The 21,059-nt window shown below is 44.0% G+C and carries 22 protein-coding genes; 13 read left to right on the plus strand and 9 right to left on the minus strand.

What is annotated here, in order from left to right; genetic code table 11:
• Positions 1 to 25: 25 nt before the first annotated feature.
• The 6 genes from SJY39_RS13530 (at position 26) to SJY39_RS13555 (ending at position 4,463) form a co-directional block, all read left to right on the plus strand.
• Positions 26 to 397 carry a GntR family transcriptional regulator gene (locus tag SJY39_RS13530; protein WP_016769105.1) on the plus strand — a complete coding sequence of 124 codons (372 nt, stop codon included), beginning with the start codon at positions 26 to 28 and terminating at the stop codon, positions 395 to 397.
• Positions 394 to 1,248: an ABC transporter ATP-binding protein gene (locus tag SJY39_RS13535; RefSeq protein ID WP_010428515.1), complete on the plus strand. Its 855-nt coding sequence runs from the start codon at positions 394 to 396 to the stop codon at positions 1,246 to 1,248. The genes SJY39_RS13530 and SJY39_RS13535 overlap by 4 nt, the downstream gene beginning before the upstream one ends.
• Positions 1,248 to 2,105, plus strand: a complete 858-nt coding sequence (locus tag SJY39_RS13540; RefSeq protein WP_010428513.1) for a hypothetical protein — start codon at positions 1,248 to 1,250, stop codon at positions 2,103 to 2,105. Before SJY39_RS13535 ends, SJY39_RS13540 begins: the two co-directional genes overlap by 1 nt.
• 915 nt (positions 2,106 to 3,020) lie before the next feature.
• Positions 3,021 to 3,308: a putative quinol monooxygenase gene (locus SJY39_RS13545; RefSeq protein WP_010428510.1), complete on the plus strand. Its 288-nt coding sequence runs from the start codon at positions 3,021 to 3,023 to the stop codon at positions 3,306 to 3,308.
• Positions 3,308 to 3,886 (plus strand): nucleotidyltransferase family protein, encoded by a 579-nt coding sequence (locus tag SJY39_RS13550; protein WP_010428507.1) that lies wholly within the window; start codon positions 3,308 to 3,310, stop codon positions 3,884 to 3,886. The genes SJY39_RS13545 and SJY39_RS13550 overlap by 1 nt, the downstream gene beginning before the upstream one ends.
• A 139-nt stretch (positions 3,887 to 4,025) precedes the next feature.
• A complete protein-coding gene (locus SJY39_RS13555) occupies positions 4,026 to 4,463 on the plus strand; it encodes a bifunctional diaminohydroxyphosphoribosylaminopyrimidine deaminase/5-amino-6-(5-phosphoribosylamino)uracil reductase RibD (protein ID WP_010428504.1) in 438 nt (145 codons plus the stop codon).
• A gap of 17 nt (positions 4,464 to 4,480) precedes the next feature.
• On the opposite strand, the gene SJY39_RS13560 is transcribed toward SJY39_RS13555, so the two are convergent.
• Entirely contained in the window at positions 4,481 to 4,933 is a 453-nt protein-coding gene (locus tag SJY39_RS13560; protein WP_016769103.1) for an NUDIX pyrophosphatase, read from the minus strand.
• 293 nt (positions 4,934 to 5,226) lie between these two features.
• On the opposite strand from SJY39_RS13560, the gene SJY39_RS13565 reads away from it, so the two are divergent.
• The 3 genes from SJY39_RS13565 (at position 5,227) to SJY39_RS13575 (ending at position 8,945) form a co-directional block, all read left to right on the plus strand.
• Positions 5,227 to 6,939 carry an RluA family pseudouridine synthase gene (locus tag SJY39_RS13565; protein WP_016793579.1) on the plus strand — a complete coding sequence of 571 codons (1,713 nt, stop codon included), beginning with the start codon at positions 5,227 to 5,229 and terminating at the stop codon, positions 6,937 to 6,939.
• Positions 6,940 to 7,093: 154 nt separating this feature from the next.
• Positions 7,094 to 7,474 carry a hypothetical protein gene (locus tag SJY39_RS13570; RefSeq protein ID WP_016769101.1) on the plus strand — a complete coding sequence of 127 codons (381 nt, stop codon included), beginning with the start codon at positions 7,094 to 7,096 and terminating at the stop codon, positions 7,472 to 7,474.
• A 310-nt stretch (positions 7,475 to 7,784) separates the two neighbouring features.
• The gene (locus SJY39_RS13575) at positions 7,785 to 8,945 is read left to right on the plus strand and encodes a multidrug effflux MFS transporter (protein WP_016793578.1); all 1,161 of its coding nucleotides are present in this window, start codon (positions 7,785 to 7,787) and stop codon (positions 8,943 to 8,945) included.
• 64 nt (positions 8,946 to 9,009) lie between these two features.
• Here SJY39_RS13575 and SJY39_RS13580 read toward each other — a convergent pair whose 3' ends face one another.
• A complete protein-coding gene (locus SJY39_RS13580) occupies positions 9,010 to 9,942 on the minus strand; it encodes a GlxA family transcriptional regulator (RefSeq protein ID WP_016793577.1) in 933 nt (310 codons plus the stop codon).
• An 89-nt stretch (positions 9,943 to 10,031) separates the two neighbouring features.
• Here SJY39_RS13580 and SJY39_RS13585 point away from each other — a divergent pair, with 89 nt between their 5' ends.
• Positions 10,032 to 10,592: a cysteine hydrolase family protein gene (locus SJY39_RS13585; protein ID WP_010428481.1), complete on the plus strand. Its 561-nt coding sequence runs from the start codon at positions 10,032 to 10,034 to the stop codon at positions 10,590 to 10,592.
• 148 nt (positions 10,593 to 10,740) lie between these two features.
• Here SJY39_RS13585 and SJY39_RS13590 read toward each other — a convergent pair whose 3' ends face one another.
• The 4 genes from SJY39_RS13590 to SJY39_RS13605 form a co-directional block, all read right to left on the minus strand.
• Entirely contained in the window at positions 10,741 to 12,099 is a 1,359-nt protein-coding gene (locus tag SJY39_RS13590) for a Na+/H+ antiporter NhaC family protein (protein WP_016793576.1), read from the minus strand.
• 254 nt (positions 12,100 to 12,353) lie between these two features.
• Positions 12,354 to 13,118: a hydratase gene (locus SJY39_RS13595; RefSeq protein ID WP_010428477.1), complete on the minus strand. Its 765-nt coding sequence runs from the start codon at positions 13,116 to 13,118 to the stop codon at positions 12,354 to 12,356.
• 206 nt (positions 13,119 to 13,324) lie between these two features.
• On the minus strand, positions 13,325 to 13,630 hold the full coding sequence (locus SJY39_RS13600) for a DUF3861 domain-containing protein (RefSeq protein ID WP_016793575.1): 306 nt from the start codon (positions 13,628 to 13,630) through the stop codon (positions 13,325 to 13,327).
• Positions 13,631 to 13,664: 34 nt separating this feature from the next.
• On the minus strand, positions 13,665 to 14,156 hold the full coding sequence (locus SJY39_RS13605; protein ID WP_016788874.1) for a DUF2798 domain-containing protein: 492 nt from the start codon (positions 14,154 to 14,156) through the stop codon (positions 13,665 to 13,667).
• 98 nt (positions 14,157 to 14,254) lie between these two features.
• Here SJY39_RS13605 and SJY39_RS13610 point away from each other — a divergent pair, with 98 nt between their 5' ends.
• Positions 14,255 to 14,680, plus strand: coding sequence for a MarR family winged helix-turn-helix transcriptional regulator (locus tag SJY39_RS13610; protein ID WP_016784163.1), 426 nt, complete (start codon positions 14,255 to 14,257; stop codon positions 14,678 to 14,680).
• 196 nt (positions 14,681 to 14,876) lie between these two features.
• Here SJY39_RS13610 and SJY39_RS13615 read toward each other — a convergent pair whose 3' ends face one another.
• Positions 14,877 to 15,938 (minus strand): MBL fold metallo-hydrolase, encoded by a 1,062-nt coding sequence (locus tag SJY39_RS13615; protein ID WP_016793574.1) that lies wholly within the window; start codon positions 15,936 to 15,938, stop codon positions 14,877 to 14,879.
• Between the two features lie 164 nt (positions 15,939 to 16,102).
• A complete protein-coding gene (locus tag SJY39_RS13620; RefSeq protein WP_016793573.1) occupies positions 16,103 to 17,887 on the minus strand; it encodes an SgrR family transcriptional regulator in 1,785 nt (594 codons plus the stop codon).
• A 603-nt stretch (positions 17,888 to 18,490) separates the two neighbouring features.
• On the opposite strand from SJY39_RS13620, the gene rimK reads away from it, so the two are divergent.
• Together rimK and SJY39_RS13630 are read left to right on the plus strand one after the other, a co-directional pair.
• The gene (gene rimK / locus SJY39_RS13625) at positions 18,491 to 19,396 is read left to right on the plus strand and encodes a 30S ribosomal protein S6--L-glutamate ligase (protein ID WP_010428457.1); all 906 of its coding nucleotides are present in this window, start codon (positions 18,491 to 18,493) and stop codon (positions 19,394 to 19,396) included.
• 32 nt (positions 19,397 to 19,428) lie between these two features.
• Positions 19,429 to 19,857 carry a RimK/LysX family protein gene (locus SJY39_RS13630; protein WP_004733090.1) on the plus strand — a complete coding sequence of 143 codons (429 nt, stop codon included), beginning with the start codon at positions 19,429 to 19,431 and terminating at the stop codon, positions 19,855 to 19,857.
• A gap of 75 nt (positions 19,858 to 19,932) precedes the next feature.
• On the opposite strand, the gene SJY39_RS13635 is transcribed toward SJY39_RS13630, so the two are convergent.
• Positions 19,933 to 20,721 carry an MBL fold metallo-hydrolase gene (locus tag SJY39_RS13635; RefSeq protein ID WP_016784160.1) on the minus strand — a complete coding sequence of 263 codons (789 nt, stop codon included), beginning with the start codon at positions 20,719 to 20,721 and terminating at the stop codon, positions 19,933 to 19,935.
• Between the last annotated feature and the right edge of the window lie 338 nt (positions 20,722 to 21,059).

Here is a 21,059-nt window from a genome sequence, read left to right on the forward strand (position 1 = left end):
TGTATATCACCATGCAGTTTTAATTATGACCGAATGGAAAGACGACCAACCGATCTTTAGGCAACTTGCCGCAAAGATCAGTGACCAAATTCTTCAAGGTGTTTGGTTAGAGCAACAAGCATTACCCTCTGTGCGTGCGGTTGCTGCCGATCTCAAGATCAACCACCTTACTGTCATGAAAAGCTATCAGTTACTGGTGGATGAAGACTTGGTAGAGAAAAAACGCGGCAAAGGCATGTATGTGGCCGAAGGGGCACTTCAAAAATTGAAAGAGTCTGCACACCAGTCATTCATCAACACACAGATCCCAGCCATCGCTGAGACGCTAGGCATCATTGATATGAGTGTCGAAGAACTCGTGAAACAGCTAGCACAACATATAAAGGACAAGTCATGAGTACTTTACTTTCCGTGAAAAACGTAACCAAAACCTATTCAAATCAAGTGGGTGTCGAGAACATCAGCTTTGAGCTAAAGCCAGGTCAAGTTCTTGGTCTGCTGGGCCACAATGGCGCGGGTAAATCGACTCTGATCAAATCACTGCTTGGTGGTCACAACTATCAAGGCGAAATAGAGGTGAATGGCTACCACCCTATCCACCAGCACGCAGCGCTCATGCAGCACTTATCGTATATTTCAGATGTGAACGTGTTGCCAGAATGGATGACAGTGAAACAACTTCTTAGATATACCCAAGGTGTGCATCCTAGCTTCAACAGGCAAAAAGCAGAGCAGGTATTAAGTAGCACCAACATAAATCTATCTTCTACTATTAAGCAGCTTTCTAAGGGAATGAAGGTACAACTTCACCTTGCGGTCATCATCGCGACCGACACTCAAGTGCTGATCTTAGATGAGCCAACGCTGGGCTTAGATTTGCTGTACCGCGATACTTTTTATCGTCATTTATTAGAGTGGTTTTATGATGGTGAACGCGCCATGATCATTGCAAGCCACGAGGTTTCAGAGATCGAACACCTATTAACTGATGTGTTGATTCTGAAACAAGGTCACTGTGTTTTGCAGAAAAGCATGGAAGACATTGAAAACGATTATTTCATTATTGAAGTCGCAAACAACTATTCAAGCGAGATTCAGAGATTCAACCCACTGACCTCACAATCAGGGCTAGGCACTACTAAGTGGTTATTGGAAGGTCAATACAAAGCGCAGGTTGAGTCACTGGGTAACACCTATAACGTTGGTCTCGCAGATCTATTCCTTGCAACACAGATGGAGAAGGCGTAATGCATCCAAGTTTTTACATGCTAGAAAAAGAACTCATCGAGCACAAAGTTAACACTCGATTGCCTCTGTTTGTCGCGTTATGTGGTTTCTTACTGTTCGTTGGTCTGTTCTTTAATGGCGCAGCGCAACATGAGTTTTTCTTTGAAATGCAAGTGAATGGTGACGTGAGCGACATCCACAGAGAGTTCGCACAAGATCTCAATTCAGTGATCTACTTTGGCGCGGGCCTTATTTCACTGATCCTGTCGACGCTATATATCCCTAAAACACTGCGTAAGGAACGCCAAGAAGGCAGTTCAATGTTTTGGAGAAGTATGCCGGTATCCAATGCAATGACTCACGGCGTGAAGCTAGGCTTCGGTTTAGTGGTTATTCCGGCTATCTGTGCATTGTTAGTGCTGTTCGCAGATTTTCTATTCTGGATATTGAACGTCTCAAGTGAGCAACAACTGGCGCTATTGGTTGAGCAGCAATCTCTGTTTTATGTGATGAGCAACTGGATTGTGTTCTTTGGACGAATGATGTTAGTTGCACTGGTTTTATTGCCATTGGCAACAGTAACTCTGGCAATTTCACAACTGGTAAACTCTCCATTGCTTGTCATTTTTATCTCAAGCTATGCGATTAAGTTCCTCTCTGTCGCTGTATTTGGCTTCTACGGCATCAACGACTTCCTATCTCTCATCGCATCACTGCCAATGAATGTGCTCATAGCAAGTAACCCATTCAGCGTGCTTGCAGAAGCACCTGTTTTATCTTTAAGTATTTACGTACTGATTGGTGTAGGTGGCTATCTTCTGAGCCTTAAATTGAATAGAACCGACGATGTTAGCTTGAAGACGCTATTCCAACGCTAGCTAGCGTCATATCCCAAGCGCGAACTTTTATCAGGCAGTCACATAAGATATCCAAACCAAAGCTTCTGAGAAATCGGGAGCTTTTATTATCAGAGCTTTAACAAGTACAGGGATGCGACCCGGTAGACAGAACCAAGAGATAAACAAGTTTTAGTTTGGGGTAACAGGTTTTACGGAGGAAGATAAACGAATAGAGGTATTAATGAGCTGACATTGGATTGCATTTTTGATGCCTGTCAGCTCTTTGGGGGATGATTTCTTTAGTCGCCGACCAGATGAAGGTCCTTGAGAGTGCTAATGAAATCAGTTTGTTGCGTTTTACATTTGTTTCAGTTTTTAAGTTTTTAAAGCTTTACGATTTAAAGCTTATTTCTTTGATGCTTCTTTTGACGTGTCTTTCCAGTATTGGATACGAACGCGATGAAGCTGTGCTCTTCTCATTTTTTTCATAAGAGATATTTCCTTTTCTATAACTGCTCTTCATGAGCTATTTTTATTACCAACTATTCGAATCTAACGGTGTTTGACGCCTAGTTCAATGATACAAATCACAAAATATATAGAGTTCTGAGTACCATTTACATCAAAGTATGACCTAGATATCAACCATGACTCAATTTAATCTAATGAGCTGCTGTTCGAAATTAAGGTTAGTTCTCGCAGATGACAAATTAATTTCAGTATCAATACAGTTCAATGATACGTATTAAGTAGACCGGACTAACACGAATTTAGTTCCCAAGATTTTCTTACCGTCACCGCCTAAAGTGACAGCGTAACCTGCAGTAAGTTTGGGTTACACGTTTTTATTCACATTAGCCTATACGTTACAAACTCAAAATGGGATTATGTTTGCAACGGATAGAGCTTTTGATAGAAAAAAGCCGTAATTGACAAAATTAAATGGACGTAATAATGAGTAAAACAATTCTACAAGGGCATATTCTAGTGCCAGACAACGATCTCGAAATAGTCATCCAAGCCTTGGTTGTACACAAAGAACTCACGTTGGCAGAACCTGGTTGTATCGTGTTTCGAATTAGTCAAAGTACCCTTCAACCAAATCGCTTTGAAGTTTATGAAGAGTTTACGAATCGAGAAGCATTTGAAGCGCACCAACAGCGAGTAAAAGCTTCTCAATGGGGTGACATATCCAAGAACGTGACACGTCACTACCAAATCACCGATGTTCCGACATCATAATGATTGACCCGCTAGCCAACAGTATCGTCACGTTGATCAAACAAGATCCCTTACGAATGCAGATTTTAGACTGTGTCGCTCAGCTGGGTTTACCGCAGTGCTATGTTGCTGCGGGCTTTGTGAGAAACCTCGTTTGGGATCACCTACATGGTCATGCCTCCCCGACTCCACTCAATGATATTGATGTGATCTACTTTGATACCATTGATACCTCATACGAATCGGATCTTCGATACGAGGCTCTGCTTAAGCAACGGTTACCTGAACTGAATTGGCAAGTTCGCAATCAAGCCTGCATGCACACCAGAAATGGGGATGAACCTTACCAAAGCTCATTAGATGCGATGAGTTACTGGCCAGAGAAAGAGACCGCAGTCGCCTTAAAACAGAGCCTAACTGGAGACATCGAGTGTATTTCGTCTTTTGGTTTAGAGAGTTTGTTTGATTTGCAAATCACACCTAACCCAAAGCGTAACCGAGATATCTTTGATCAAAGAGTACAATCTAAAAACTGGTTAACTCATTGGTCGAAGTTAACGACTAGTCACAGTGAACTAACTTTCGAATTCAAACGCTAAAACCATTGACTAAAAACCGAATCAGATCGAACATGCCCCACTTGTTAGCTTGCTAGCTGAGTAAGTTAGTAACTAACCAAATCATCAACCGCGCGTGGCGACTAGCTGCTACGCTCTCTCGTCATACTGAGTAACGACCATGAACCAACAATACATGCAGCAAGCACTCGAAGCTTCGCGCCAAGCCTTACCTGATTGCCAACCAAACCCGCCTGTAGGCTGTGTTTTGGTTAGGAACGATAAAGTGGTGTCTGTTGGATATACGCAAAAAGTCGGTGGAAACCACGCCGAGGTTGAAGCACTGAATGGCTATGACAGCGAAACGGACGGAGCAATGGAAGGCGTTACCGCTTACGTAACTTTAGAGCCATGTTCATTTGTCGGCAGAACTCCCGCTTGCGCCAATACATTAGTTAAAGCCGGTGTGAAACACGTAGTGGTGGCGATGCTAGACCCAGACCCTCGTAATAATGGTCGTGGTGTTGCGATCCTTGAATCGCACGGCGTGAAGGTGGATGTGGGGTTATGCCAAACACAAGTGAGCGCCTTTTTATCCCCTTACCTTGGTAGGTCCTAGATCTTAAACAACCAGTATTAGTTCAATTTCACTCGGTAAAGCGGGTTGACTGGCTTATCGACAAAATACGACCAGATATGATCGTAGACAGCATGTTGGTTGGGGAATGGCGCTAACGCTTTTGCCTCTTCTAAATTGCACCAACGGTACTCCGTATGCTCGTCATTCAGTTCAATCGCTTGGTTGGGTGGGCATAGCACCGCAAACACAGGGATGAGCTGAATCACATTAACGTGAGCCTCGTAAAACTGCTCCAGAAACTGCGCGTTATACAAGGCTTCCACTTTAATTTGGGTCTCTTCTTCAAACTCGCGCACGATAGCCTGCCAGCCTGTTTCACCTGCTTCAATCGAGCCTGCGACATGGCACCAAAACTCGCCCTTCACACGCTTCATAAGTAGCATTTTCATTTGTCCGTCGATCTCTGAAATAGCGACACCAGATACAATCGAAGTATTGAGTGGAATCATAACGTTACCTTAGGTTGAACAAGAAGGCGGCAAGGCTACCACCCTTCGTTTGTTAAATTGTTTTCTATGATTAAAAACGAGAAGTTACTCATCAATTAATGAAGTTCAAGCCATAGCTCATGGGTTCAATGTTAACCATCTCGCTTAGCTATCCAGTAATAGAACCATTTCTTATTTGAGGCGCTTTTCGATAAAGAGTAGAATCGCCGCCTTGTACTGTGTTTAAAGCCTTTAAACATACACAGTAGACTCACAACCATTTATCACCAAGATATAAGTAGTAAGACGACAATATGCACTCATCCAAACCAACGCACGACTCAGAAAACAGCCACACACCTGAGCATTGCTTCACTCGCTTTCAACAGCCGATCGAGTCATATTCGTTGCCTGAGCGTTTCACCTTCCCGTTCTATTATGAACCACACGCACTGTGTGAAATCGCTTCTCATCAGCTTCAACAATATCTAGAAACTCAAACCGACTGGCAGCATGACTTCGGACTGGATTCTGACGCTGGTCGCGGCAAAATGTTTGGTGTGTTGTTAGTAAGAAGTCCAGAAGGTGAATTGGGTTACTTCTCTGCTTTCTCTGGTAAAATCGCTGATCAAAACTTATTACCTCACTTTGTACCGCCAGTCTTCGACATGCTCAGCAGCGACAGTTTTTTCCATCAAGACACGGCCGACATGATGGCTGTTAATGCGAAATTTAAAGCGCTGCAAGCAAACGCTGATTACGTTGAACTGTGTGAACAATTAGCACAACAGAAAGCAAAGGCAGAGCAAGAGATTGAAGCCCAGCGTCTATTGATTATAGAAGGCCGAAAAATACGTAAAGAACAACGTGAAAAAGGCAAAGAAAACCTTGATGAGCAAGCTTTCGAAGAGCTAAATGACGAACTAAACAAAGCCAGTGTTGCCGACAAGAATCAGCAGAAGTACCTTAAACTCAACTGGGAACAAACTCTGAATGAGCTTCAAGATAAAGTTGACGTATTTACGACTCAAATAGCGGAACTCAAAGAGCAAAGAGCAAGCATCTCTCATCAGCTCCAACACAAGTTGTTTTCACAATACGCTTTCCAAAATGCGGAAGGCAATGTCGAAGACCTTAACCAGATCTTTGAAAATACACCAAACAAGATTCCACCAGCCGGTTCTGGTGAATGCGCGGCGCCAAAACTTCTGCAATATGCGTATTTGAACGGATATACACCGCTGGCACTGGCTGAGTTTTGGTGGGGCCGTTCACCGAAATCTGAAATTCGCAAACACAAGAAATACTACGCCTCTTGCCAAAGCAAATGTGTACCGATTTTAGGCCACATGATGAAAGGTCTGGAAGTCGACCCCAACCCATTGCTAGATAACCCAGCAGAAGGAAAAGACCTCGATATCCTGTTCCAAGATGAACACATCGTTGTAGTACACAAACCAGCAGGTTTTCTGTCCGTACCGGGTAAAAACATTAAAGATTCCGCCTACACACGCGTTCAAGAAATGCATCCCGATGTTGAAGGGCCATTTGTTATCCACCGCTTGGACATGGCGACCTCTGGCATTCTGATATTTGCTTTAACACGACGTGCGAACAAAAGCTTACAGAAGCAGTTCATTACTCGTGAAGTTGAGAAGCGATATGTCGCAATGATTGAAGGTGTGCTAGGCCAAGATGAAGGCTATATTCGACTGCCATTGCGTGGTGACTTGTATGACCGTCCTCGTCAGATTGTATGCTTCGAACACGGCAAGCCAGCTGAAACTAAGTGGGAAGTGATTGAGCGAAACCAAGACACCACTATGGTTTATCTGCACCCGAAAACTGGCCGCACACACCAATTACGTGTTCACTGTTCACACCAAGAAGGGCTTAACATGCCTATCGTGGGTGATGGCCTATATGGCAATAAAGCTGACCGACTGCACCTACACGCAGAAAGACTTGCGCTACACCACCCAGTCACCAAAGAGTGGATGGAGTTCCAGTTCGACGCTGAGTTTTAAACCTCTCATTAGTACCGAGCTTTAAAACATGAGTCACACCGCTTGTGGCTCCTACCTCTTTTGGGTATATCTCCACGCTTATTGCACTACATCAAGGTTCACTTTGTTGTGAAGAGTAGCATGCCCACCTTCTTCTCTCCTTGAGGCCTTTGATATGTCATCAGCTGCTTTGAATTTGCACCACAACACACAAACTTCTTCTTTGATAACTGCGCAAGCACCAAGCTTGAAACCACTAGCAACCAAAAAGCCTAATCTAAATTTGGCAATGCTAAGCTTAATTGAAGAAGTTAAAAACGAACTCCCACTTTACGAATCGGAGACGTTTATCTGTGGGCCAAAAGGAAACTGCTCGGGTTGCTCTAAGAAACTACTAGAGATGGTCGACAGTGAGTTAATGTATTGGGAGCACAGTATTTCCATTGGCCAAGGCCCCAACTTCGAGGAACTGCGCCGCTTTGGTAAGCTTTGCAGCAGCGTTCGACGTGGTTTAGAGCGTAACGGTTTAGTCGAAAAACGCCCAAAGGAAAGATAACAAGCCAAGTCGATAATCATTACAATGTGTCGTTGGCGATCACAAGCCACCCTGCTACTAACTGATTGAACTCGTTAGCTATAAAAGTAATAATGTTTTGTAATACAATTCAGTTCGCAGACCGACTTCGTAGATTCGAACTCATAGAAATAAGTTCATCGATACTTTCACCATATTCTTGAACGACTCTATCCTTCTTGTCTGACGTGCCTTAGCCTTCTGTATATCAATATCACATCAATTAGAAACCTACCTTGGACAACGGAGAGCCACCTTGAAGAGACCACAACCAGTACTGGGAAAGACCGGTATGCTATTTTTTCTCGTCATAATAAGTGCTTTCCCTCCATTGACTATCGACCTTTACTTACCTGCGCTTCCGCAGATGGTCGAGGTGTTTAATACTGATCGATCCATGGTCAACCTAACCCTGAGCAGCTACTTCGTTACTTACGCCATCGGTCTTTTATTCTGGGGGCCGCTCAGCGAAAAATTTGGCCGTAAGCCGATCCTATTGATTGGATTAGCGGGCTATATGGTCGCGAGCATATTATGTGCCATGACCAACAACATCGAGCAGTTGATTGGGGCTCGTATATTCCAAGCCTTTGCGGGCAGTGCCATCACAGTTATCGCAACCGCCATCGTGAAAGACCTCTATGACGGACGAGAACGCGAAAAGATCATGGCGACGATCATGTCTCTAGTGATCATCGCGCCAATGGTCGCGCCTGTATTTGGTGCCTTCTTACTGAAAATCGCATCTTGGCGAATGATGTTCGTTACCCTAGCCGTTTTTGGTGCGTTCGCGTCAGTGTTGGCGCTTTGCTACCGAGAGACGCTTGAAAGCAAATACCAAGGCTCTATTTTCCGGTCATGGGGAAGACTGACCGTGGTCATGAAAAACCGCTCGTTCGTCAAGCTGCTGGTCATTTTCTCTATCATACCGATGGCGTTGATGGGCTTTCTTGCGGCGGGTTCTTATATCTACATCGATCACTTTGGATTGACCGAACAACAGTTTAGTTACGCTTTCGCATTCAACGCATTGTGCGCCTCATTTGGGCCAACGCTTTATATGAAGTTGTCCTACCGTGTGTCGGTTCAAAAAGTGATTTCAGCATGTTTTGCTCTACTGGCGATTGCCGGAATCTTTACGCTGACAGTCGGTGGTTTATCACCTTGGTTCTTTATGTTTATCGCAGCACCAGCGACGCTGATGGCTATCATTATGCGAGTACCGGGTACCAACTTGATGTTGAATCAACAAGATCATGACACGGGTTCTGCCGTTGCCCTGATTCAGTTCTTCAGCATGATTTGTGGCTCACTTGGCATGGTGTTGGTTTCAATACGCCCAGAGTCACTGATTGAAAATCTAGGCTTTATTCAATTATCCGTCGGTACGCTAGGCGGCCTGATGTGGCTGATGGTCAGAAACAAAGAGTATGTGACTAATAATCTGAATTAAGTCCTTCCAAGATAGTCACTGACAGTATGATTCGATAAGCCTGAGGAATGGTAACTAATTAAAATCATTCCTCAGAGAGAAATCTAGAACGAAATCTTGATGGTGTTAAGCCAATGATTTTCATAAAGACCTTACGGAAGCTATTTACGTCCTCATAACCAACTAGGTAGCTGATCTGCTCAACCGGTTTATGAGAGCTTTCCAATAACTCGCATGCACTTTGAATACGTACGTGTTGGATATAGTTAATCGGCGTAAAACTGGTCGCCTTGGTAAATTGACGAATAAAGGTTCTTCGAGTCATAAACGCTTCTTCAGCCAATTGATCAAGAGACAACGAAAGGTGATGGTTCATTTGAATAAAACGCTGCACCGACACAATTTTTTCATTGCCGTGAGCATAGTTCGGCACAAAGCTCTGATAGTAACGTTGCTCTCTCACCCCCGTATCAAGCACCAAATATTTACCTAGATTACGAGTGTTGGTCGGTGTCGTGTATTTGGTCAGGATAAACAAAGCGAGATCCATCCACGACATCAAACCACCAGCGGTCATCACATCCGCATCATCAATCAAGATTTTGTCGATATCGACTGCGATATGTGGGTAAAGCTCCGTAAACTTCTGCTGCGCTTGCCAGTGCGTGGTCACGGTTCGCCCTTCTAACAAACCTGTTTTTGCCAAAATGAACACGCCTGCACAAGCTGAGCAAAGGATCGCCCCCCTTAGGTGAGACTCAATCAGGTACTCAAGCAAGGCGTCACTCGGCTCTAGATAGTAACAACCATCTAAATTCGGTGGGAGTATGATGATATCGGCGTTCGATACGCTAACACTGTCATGCGCTTGGATCTGAACGTTGAATTGAGTCTTCTCAGCCGAAGGTTCAAGAGAATTTGCCATCTGAAGAAACTCTTTCACCCCGAACACTGCACTCTGAAGAGAACCTGGATAGTCGATGATTTCGACCATCACTGATTTTGTCACTATTGCCATATAGTCTGTCATTTTTGACGTGCGATAAAAAATACAGAGTATTCATAATATTCCTACACCGCAATACACTAAATACAAAGGTATGGACTATGACGAACACTGCACTACTACTTATCGACATTCAAAATGACTACTTCCCTTCATACGAGGGAGCGAAATGGGCGCTGTCTGAGACAGAAAAAGCAGCCCAAAAAGGCTCTCAACTACTCACTGTATTTAGAAAGAAACAGCTTCCTATTGTTCATGTTCGTCATGAGTTCCCAACCAATGAGGCGCCCTTCTTCCTACCGGGCTCAAACGGTGCTCAAATCCACAACAGTGTCGCACCTCAAGAAGGTGAACCTGTGATTGTAAAACATCAGATCAACAGCTTTAGAGAAACAGAGCTGAACGAAGTACTGAAGGCAAAAGGAATTGAAAAACTGATCATTGTCGGCGCAATGAGCCACATGTGTATTGATGCTGTAACTCGCGCAGCTACCGATTTAGGCTATGAGTGCCATGTAGCGCACGACGCTTGCACAACGTTAGATATGGAATTCAACGGTATTACCGTGCCAGCAGCGCATGTCCACGCTGCATTTATGGCTGCTCTTAGCTTTGGCTATGCCAATGTCGCATCCGCGAATGAACTTGAGAACCTGCTTTAACTAAATTCAAAACCGCCTTCATTCACAGGCGGTTTTCTTTAACCTCAAATCAAGCCTTAATTGTCTGCCCATTCGGAACAGGCACAAAAAAGGCTCCTTGCGGAGCCTTCTATCGAAATCAATGATGACTAAGCTTGATAAGTTGGTACTAAGCGTTAGCTACTTGGCGCGCTGGATGCTTGATAAACACAGCTACCACAGCCACGATCGCAAGAGCAAAACAGTAGTAAGAGTTAGCCACAATATCCAAGGGAGACAAGTTAAATACTGAACCTAATAGCAACACCTGCGCACCATAAGGCAGTACGCCTTGAATCACACAAGAGAAGATATCCAATAAGCTGGCAGAGCGACGTGGAGACACGTTATTTTCTTCAGCTAATTGGCGAGCCACGCTGCCAGATACAATAATCGCTACCGTATTGTTTGCCGTACATAGGTTCACCATTGATACCAAGCCAGCAATACCGAGCTCACTCGCACGGCCATTGGCTTGCTTAGAGTGTGAAGAACCAAACGCACGAATCAAACCGCTCACTAAGTTAGTCAGAAACGCCAATCCACCTTGGCGACGCATTAGCTCACTCAAACCACCAATCAGCATCGACAGTAAGAAGATCTCCTGCATGTTGCCGAAGCCTGCGTAGATATCTTGAGCGTAATCCGTCATACCGTAGTTCTCAACAGAACCTAGGCTCACGCCACCCGCCAGCAAGATACCAATCGTCAGCACAACGAATACATTCATACCCGATACAGCAAGAATCAAAATAGTGATGTACGGAAGGACTTTCAGCCACTCGATTGGGCCCGTTTCAGGCACTTGAGTTGCCGTGCTGTTGAAAGCAAAGATAACAATCGCGATAAGAGCAGCAGGCAGTGCAATGCGGATGTTCTCTTTAAACTTGTCTCTCATCTCACAGCCTTGCGAGCGTGTCGCGGCAATCGTGGTATCAGAGATGATAGAAAGGTTGTCACCAAACATCGCGCCACTTAAAACAACACCAGCCGTCAGTGGAATGCTCATGCCTGCTGAATCTGCAATGCCTAGTGCCACAGGGGCAACCGCAGCGATAGTGCCCATTGAGGTGCCCATTGCTGTCGCGATGAAAGCTGAAATTAGGAAGATACCCGGTAGGATCATGCTTGTTGGAATCGCCGATAACCCTAGATTTACGGTCGCGTCAACGCCACCAGACGCTTTAGCCACAGCCGCAAAAGCACCCGCCAACAGGTAGATCATACACATTGCAATAATGTCTTTGTGACCGACTCCACTCAGGAATTGCTCGATAGCACGGTTCAATTTATCTTTGCTTAGTAACAGCGCCAACATCACCGCAGGCAAAGCCGCAATCGGAGCTGGAAGCTGATAGAACGCAAAGTCGACGCCTTGCAACGACAAGTACGTACCTACGCCAATAAACAGCGAAAGGAAAACAATCAGAGGGATAAGTGCAACTGCAGAAGGTGCAATTACAGCATTAGAATTTTTCGAATTAGACATGGAACGACAACGCAATAGAACAGGGAGAAGAGAGACTAATGTCACACTTAGAACTTGTCAACGTCTAGACGTCTAAACGCCCAATTTAATGCAAAGTGATAGGTACACTATTGAACATCACATAATAGAAAAGGCTATTTACTCACCAGTAAATAGCCTTTTGAGAACAGAAAGCTTTTCGAGAACAAATAGCTTTTACACAGAAGCTAGCTTTTGCCTGCTTAGTGCTGTTGCTCATTTAGCTTTTTTCTTACTTAGTTTTTTTGTTGGAACGTCACTTGGTATTCACCAATGCCTTCGTAGTGGAAGGTCGTTGGCTTATCGAAGCCCATCTCCACGATACCGCAGTAAGAACCCGTGATGATTGCTTCACCCGCTTGGAAATCAACACCACGACGAGTCATGTAGTTAATCAGCCAGTAGATAGGGCTTGGTGGCAGTGTATTCGGATGCTTACCGTCGAATGCTTGAACTTGCTCGCCTTGAGTTACTTCAATACTGATCTCAGCAGAAGTGAACGCTTTTTCGCGATCAATCTCAGGGCCTATGAACAAGCCTTGGTTTACTAGGCCGTCAGCAAGTCTTTCATAGAACTCGGCACCGCTGTCATCAGCAAAGCGAGATTGCATTAACTCAAGAGCCATATGGCAAGAACCAATCGCTTCATTGATTTGCTCTTCGCTGTAACCTTCTTGGCTTGCAGGCAGGCTCTTAGCAAGCGTAAATGCAATTTCAGGCTCAACGCGCACTACGTCGTTGTCTGCAAACAGTTCGCAAACTTCGCCTTGTTGAACGCTACCCGAAAAGATAGGTGCAACAACAAACTTGTCTTCAGCCAGAGGAAGTAAACACTTCCAACCACCGACCTTGTCGCTCTTGAGATCGATCATTGATGATTGGATCTTCAGGGCATCTTCCAAGTTGTTCGGACGGTACTGTTCGTCTAATCTTGGTGCTTTAGTTCCCGCAACGCGGCGACTTAGCAATTCTTCAGCTGCTTGCTTAAATACATTTGTCATATAATACCACCTTTAATTTTATGACCAGTATAATATCGGATTTATTGAAGCTTGAATAGACAATTCAACAACGAAGCAACGCCGAAAATTAAGCCATCAATTTTCGCATATTCTAGACGCAAACAACTGAAATCATTTTGATTTAAATACCATAAAAGCCAGTAAGTTGGTTACTGGCTTTTCGATGTATTACTGATGATTAGGCTTTACTGCCCTTTCAACGTCTTCTTCAGATTCTGCATGAAGTTTCTGAAATGAGGCATGATATCAACAAACAGAGGGTGCTTTCTATCTTGCATCATCATTGGGCCGAGTAATCGAATGCTCACCCCTAGTCGCGTTGCTGATTGCTCGTCTAAGCCGCTGTCTTGTTTGATCTTCTCAACAATCGCGAACATGTTTTCTCTGTCTTCAATTTCAAACTGCATGGTTTGCAGTTCACGATCTTCTTTGATGTTCACTTCTTCGATAGTGATACGGTAGTTATTGTGTTTGCCTGTGAATGCTGTCATGTGGATCTCCTACAATGCTTAAAAAGTATTTTGGCTAGCTCTTCATGAATCGTTCGAGCTTAGGTTTAACCGTCATCGACATCACGACCATGATCGTAAGGCCAATAGGAAGCGCAGCAATAAATCCATTAAACCATCCACTGGTAAACGCCGATGGATCCGAAAATCCAATATTATTTGCCGCTGTTACAAATGCCATGATGGACTCCATGATAAAAGCCATAATCAATCCCACGATTAGGTTGCGAGCTTTCTCGCCGTAATTGGGCAACGCCTTAGCAGTGACTTTAGTCACCAAAGTCATCATCACCATGCCGATTGGCATCATAATCACGACAGCAAGCGCTAACGATGATAGCCAATTGCTGATGAATTCCTCTCCAAACCCGACATTCATGTAAGTCATAACCGCTGTTAAACTGCCGCCAATCGTCAGCATTAAACTCATCATTACCAAAGCTTTGTGCAATACAGGCGTGGCTTTTTGCTCAGGAAGAGTTGGCGTTAATGTTGCTTGAATCGTCATATCTATATTCCTGTCTTGAATTTACGAACAATTAAGTTGATAATGTCAACCATAAATAAAGTGGTTGATATTGTCAACTATATTTCTAAGGATCGTTTATGTCTGATAACACATCGCTAGAATCCATCTTTCGTTTGGTACACTCTTTGAAACGTCAAATGAGTGAACAGATTGAGAGTTTGGACTCTGACATCGCGCCAATGAATATTCGTGTAATGAAGATCATTACCAAGAAGTCTCCATGTACTTCTATTGATATTGCACACTTCCTAAACCGCGATAAGGCGCAAGTCACTAGGCTCGTTAACGCGTTGATCAGTCAGGAACTTGTGAAGAAATCGCCTAATCCCGAAGACAAGCGCAGCCAGTTATTGGTTCTGACCGATAAGGGTCAAGAGATCATGAATAAGGTCGCGAATATTGATCGTGAAATGCTGCAGAGAATGACCAAAGGCATGGCCGACGATGAATTAGAACAGTTTCGAAAGATCGCGAGCAAGATGGCTCACAATCTAGAAAACTGATCTAGAGAATGAGTGATTAGAAATAGATCGGCTCTTTGAAACAAAGCCGATCTTTAGAAAGATGAAAAAAACGCCACCGAATCGTACGATCGGTGGCGTTTTTTGTATGAGCTGATTTGATATAGATTAGCGGTATGGCTACCTCTAACTTAGATGACCGTTTTAATTAGATGCCAGTTCTAATTAGGTAACAGCTCTAATTCGATGCTAGTTTCCACCACGCTTGAACGGGCACTGGCTCTGTGATCACTAGGCGCTCACCCATCACAGGGCTCACCATTTGCACGTCTCGCTCTTTGCTTATCGTCAGTGCTTGCTCCATTGGGTCTTGCCAATCGTGCATAGAAAGGTCAAACGTGCTGTTGTGGATTGGCATCATCACCTTACCCTGAAGGTCAATGTGCGCTTGAACGCTTTGCTCTGGGAACATATGAATATCCGCCCAAAGTGAATTATACGCGCCCGTTTCAACCATGGTTAAATCAAACGGTCCGAAACGCTCACCAATCTCTTTAAAGCCATTGAAGTAACCAGAGTCACCACTAAAGAAGACTTTCTTATCTGAAGCGTTAATGACCCAACTCCCCCACAATGTTTGGTCACGATCAAGTAAGCCACGCCCAGAAAAATGTTGTGTCGGCGTCAAAGTGAACTCGATATCAGCAACGGTTGCTGACTCCCACCAGTTCAACTCAATGATCTTTTCTTTATTCACGCCCCACTTTTCAAGTAGCGCTCCGACTCTAAGTGGGACCAAGAATGTCCCTACTTTGTCGGCTAATACTTTAACCGCACCTTTATCTAAATGGTCGTAGTGATCATGGCTGATGATTACCACATCAATATCAGGTAATTCTTGCAGTGTGATCGGTGTCGGATGAAAACGTTTTGGCCCCATCCATTGCACGGGTGATGCACGATCACTGAATACAGGGTCAGTCATCACTAGCTTCCCATCCAGTTTCATCATCACACTGGAGTGACCTAAGCGGTAAGCAACGTCGTCTTGTTCTTCGATCAATTGCTCAGCTGTCATCGGTATCAGAGGCAATGCAGCTCGTGGCACCGGCTCATTTCTTTCCACAGTCACGTAAGCTTTCAAGATTGAAAAAATATCAGACATACCCGATTTGTATTCCAACTCACTGTTAACAAACTTCTTCGGAAGCTTATCTAGATTGTCGTTTGATTGTGAACCTGTGCTTACGATAGCGACCACGGCAAGTACTCCTAAAATCGGTAATAGATATTTTTTCATTGATATCTCTTTAATCATTGGGTCTATCCCAACGCAAAACTACACTGATTAGTTTACATAGTAAAACTAAAAAGTAAACCGGTTAGTGTAACTTATATTTTGGCTATATGTTGACCTGCCGAGATCGGCTAGAAAAGAATAGTGAATCTATTTAGTTAGAAATATTAATCCGCAGACCATACATTCTTGAAATCTGGCCAACCCCAGTTCGTGATGGCTACATTCTTCAGAATACCTTGGAAACGCACGGTTTGTAGGTGATGGAACATAGGCACTAACCAATAATCCGAGATCAGCGTCGATGCAACGGGCTCCAACTCTGCCAAGTAATTCGGCAGTTCAACCGACGCTTTGTGATGGTCTAAACGCTGCTTGAGCCAGTCGCTGTTCATCTCTCCTAAAGCAGAGTGCAAAACAGGATCATTCATCATCCACGAAAACAGCGAAGACGGAGCATTATCATCGAGATTCAAGTTACACAGCACCAAGTCTTCTTTTAAATCGCCACTCTGAGAGAGCAGCGCCAGTTCGCGAAAGCTGTAGGTGTTCACCTCAACTTCCACGCCATATCGCTTCAATATGTCTGAAACGCAGAGGGCACATCGATACAACGCATAATAGTCGTAAACCGCAATACTCATCTTTTTCGGCAGTTGTGCCTCTTTCGAAGGCGTTCGATACAATTTCTGCCAACTTGGCAGTATATTTTGAGCCAAAGAGACACTAAACAGACCTTTGTTATGTTCCAACTGAGACAAGATCGCTTGTGGGTTGGTCAGTTCTGAAAGGTATTTACGCTGCTCATTATTAAGCGGAGTTGCCCCAGAGTTTTGATTGAACAGGATAAATAAGCACCCATCCTCGACTCGGCTACGAAGGCCGTCTGTGTCTGCAGAAACAAGTTCCGCATCGCTTTTCCCTAACTGATGAAAGCAAGAAGAATCTTCATAAGGCGATACGTGCATTTGGCTGTCATCAAAACGAGCACTGCCCGACATTGATTCTTCAAATTGCCAAATGGTGACCTCATCCGTTAAAGAACGACAGCCATAATAATGTTCAAATGCCGCGAGTTTGATACGTTCATTATTGGTCTCAACCACTTTGAAGGGCCCTGTTCCAATAACAGCATGAGATACCGAATTGAATGGCGATGGCTCACGGGTCACTTGCGCAGCAGGTTGAATTGAATACTTAACGCCAGCAAGCAAGCCAGCAAAACCAGTATCGGCCTTGGTCAGTTGGAAGCTTATTCTTAACGGCTGCTCACTGTAAACTGAAGCGACATGGGCAAGTTCTGTCTGATAGAAAGGTAAGGTTTGCAACGCAGAAAACATCGAAACTAATTGCTTAGCATCCACAGGCTGTCCGTCATGGAAAGTAAGCCCTGGGCGCAGATAGAAAGTCCAAACGAGCTTTTCAGAATCATATTGCCAGTGATGCGCCAACTCAGGCTTCAACTCCCCTTTGCCATTACAAGTCACTAAACAACTGAACACTTGCCTGATCAAAAATCGCTCACTACTGCGGTGAATATGATGCGGGAATAGGTCTTCAAACTTACGTTTATAGGTTAATTGCACGTGCAGCAGCCCTTCACGCATTGTCGCGCCAGAGGTTTCTTGGAGGAGAGAGCCAAATACAGCGCGGTCATTGTCTAGAATTGAGAGTGCTTTTTCGTACTTGCCCTGCTCTATCAATTTACTGGCAACATGTTGATTTAATTCTTGATTGCTAAAGCGCAAGGTCAGATTAGAACGTTGATTCCTACCGACTTTTGGTTCCCACACCACCCACTCAGCCTGATGCATCTTACCTAACAAGGTGCGAGCATGGCGCAAGCTGGTGAACAGCTTGTCTGCGACCTCAGTTAAGGTAACCGAGTGTGAGAGGTTAGGCTCAAACGAATCTAGCCTTGTGTAGTAACGCATCATGTTTAGATCAGACAAATAATGAACCTTTTTAGAAACAACCCTTCCTGATTAAGCTCATTATAAAACACATCAGCTCAAAAGTAGCGATAAAAGACAAAAACAGGAACAACTTAGTAAAAATCCATCTGTTTATTACTTCCTATTAAGTGACCATAATTAATGGGTCAACAAGGAACGACGAGTTCCTACCAAAGCCTAATACAAGAGAAGTAATCATCATGAGAAAATACTATCTTAATAAGCTAAAAAGCACTTGTAGCAAGCTCGAAAGAGAAGCACTACGAACACTTATAGAGCTATGTAACTGGCGTTATTAGTACACTTTTAAGCACCGAGTTAACGCGAGTTGAGTACAACCTAATAGGCTCCTACCCCCAATATGAGTTAGGTCTCAACTCGCTTTTCCATTCCAAACTCCCTCTCAACCTAGTTGTACCAATCGCTCACACATTCGATAAATTTCCGTTGTCGACTCGACAAATTTAATTCGTTTTCTTAGTTAAACGAAAAGCCTTAAGGTTCGCCCCGAAGCAAGCAAAGAGCCTCAGAAAAACTGAAAGCTCAGCTAACAACTCATTTATTTGCAGTTACCAATCAGGTATTAACTAAGGAAACGCCATGCGTATCGCAATTCTTTCTCGCAACGAAAATCTATACTCTACTTCTCGCTTAAAAGCGGCTGGAGAAGCACGTGGTCACCAGGTCGATGTTATCGACACGCTGCACTGTGATATAGATATCGCGAGTAACAATCCGAAGATTCGCTACATGGGTGAAGAGCTACCTCAATACGATGCTGTTATTCCACGTATTGGCGCTTCCATTACCTTTTATGGCACTGCGGTTGTTCGCCAATTCGAAATGATGGGCACTTTTTGTATCAATGAGTCAGTAGCAATCAGTCGTTCTCGCGACAAACTGCGCTCACTACAATTGTTGTCTCGCAAAGGTATTGGCTTACCAAAAACAGGTTTCGCTAGCCGCCCAGACAAGATTCAAGACTTGATCAAAAACGTAGGTGGCGCGCCACTGGTTATCAAGCTTCTTGAAGGTACTCAAGGTATCGGTGTGGTTCTAGCAGAAACAAACAAAGCAGCTGAAAGCGTTATCGAAGCATTCATGGGCCTAAAAGCGAACATATTGGTTCAAGAGTTCATTGAAGAAGCTAATGGCGCAGACATCCGTTGTTTTGTTGTGGGTAACAAGGTTATTGCAGCAATGAAGCGCCAAGCTGGTGAGGGTGAATTCCGCTCTAACCTGCACCGTGGCGGTACAGCTCAACTGGTTAAACTAACCAAAGAAGAGCGCGCAACAGCGATCAATGCAGCTAAAATCATGGGGTTAAACCTATGTGGTGTCGATATTCTACAATCTAAGAATGGCCCTGTTGTAATGGAAGTGAACTCTTCTCCAGGCTTAGAAGGTATCGAGAAAGCGACAGGCAAAGATGTAGCAGATATGATTTTCGGATTCATCGAGAAAAATGCAAAACCAAACGCTAACCGTACTCGTGGCAAAGGCTGATTAAACGCCGTTTACTCATGATTGGAAAAAACATGAACAATAAAATGATCATAGGGAATACAGAAGCACTTTGCTTACCAGAGTTAGGGATAACTGGACTACATACGCGTGTTGATACAGGGGCTCAAACCTCTTCTCTGCACGTAGACAATCTACTATGTGTAAAAACAGACGGTGAAAACTTCGTTGAGTTCGATCTTCACCCAGACGTTTACCACTTAGAAGAAACAGTGCGCTGCAAGGCGAAGCTGAAAACAAGTAAAAGAATCAAATCATCTAACGGCGAAGTTGAACACCGTTGTGTGATTGAAACCATGCTAAAAATCGGTGGTCAAGAATGGCCTATCGATATCACGCTAAGCAACCGTCAGGATATGACTTATATGATGCTGCTTGGTCGTCAAGGCATGAGTGACAAAGTGATTGTTGACCCAGCAGGTGAGTTTCTAATTTCTCACTAATTGAACTGCTCCACAGCTCAAATAGTGAGTCAACAACACACACTAATAAAGGCCAGTCTTTGAGACTGGCCTTTATTATTTGTGGCGATTTTTTTTATTGTTAAACCCAAATCGCCAAACAGATTTAACCAAACCTTTGAGTTTAATTTTAGTCACTCGCCAATGTGTCACGGGCCTTCTTGGCGCACTCAGCAACAAATGTTCAAATGCTTGCTCACTCAAATTCACTTGTCCCCCATGCGCCACCAGCAAGGTGTCGACCTGCATGTCATAGATACGAGACACCGACGCTCGATACTTATTGGGATGAAAAATTGGGAAAGGCGGAATCAGCTTCTTTTTGACCTCAACCATTAAGTCCGCCACATAGGCAATACTGTGTGATGGGCAATAGACGGAAAGATCTCTGTCAGTGTGACCCGGTGTTTCTAGAACTAACCAGTCATCAAACCCCGGAATGCTATCACCATCCGACAACTTGAAGTCGGGCTTTAACTTTCTTGAATACCACAAATTTGCTTTTGGCTTGCCCAATCGGTTCGCCATCCATCGTGCCAATGCCAGATCGGTCAGATGCATCAAAATGCCATCAATGCCGTAATACCAATCCTTGTCTCGGTTTGCTGCAACTAAATGACAATTGGTAAGCTTTCTGAGCTTGTGCGCTGCTCCTGCGTGGTCTGGATGCATGTGCGTAACCACAACCGTATGTAGATCAGCAAAATCACGCACAAGCTCAGTTTCGATGAAATCCTTCAAATGCGGGATGTCGGCTCGACACGCACCATCAAGCAAGAGCAACCTGTCAGGGTACTCTACGAGATACATGTCTTGGATATAGCCTTTAATGGTATGCAGCTGCAAACCCACTCCTTGTGATAAAACAACTGGTCAGACCTTTATATTAGCAAATCCAACTTTAATTGTGATCATTTTGTTAAAAACAATAATCTAAAACCGGATAGATAGCTCGCATCAAGATTTCCACTGGTATCCATTCAATTACTCAATTACTCAATTACTCAATTACTCAAAACCAATGTTACTCAAATCCAATTCAACTCAGAAGAATGGGAAAAAATTCCAAAGATGAACATCAATTTCATCCGATATTTTTCAGCATTATTGAATGCTCACATTACCGAAAACCTTGCTCAACAAGCCTTACGCTTTAAGCGCTCAGCACCATTTATCGTGACGAC

The sequence above is a fragment of the Vibrio sp. R78045 genome (assembly GCF_042466085.1).
GTDB lineage: Bacteria > Pseudomonadota > Gammaproteobacteria > Enterobacterales > Vibrionaceae > Vibrio > Vibrio cyclitrophicus.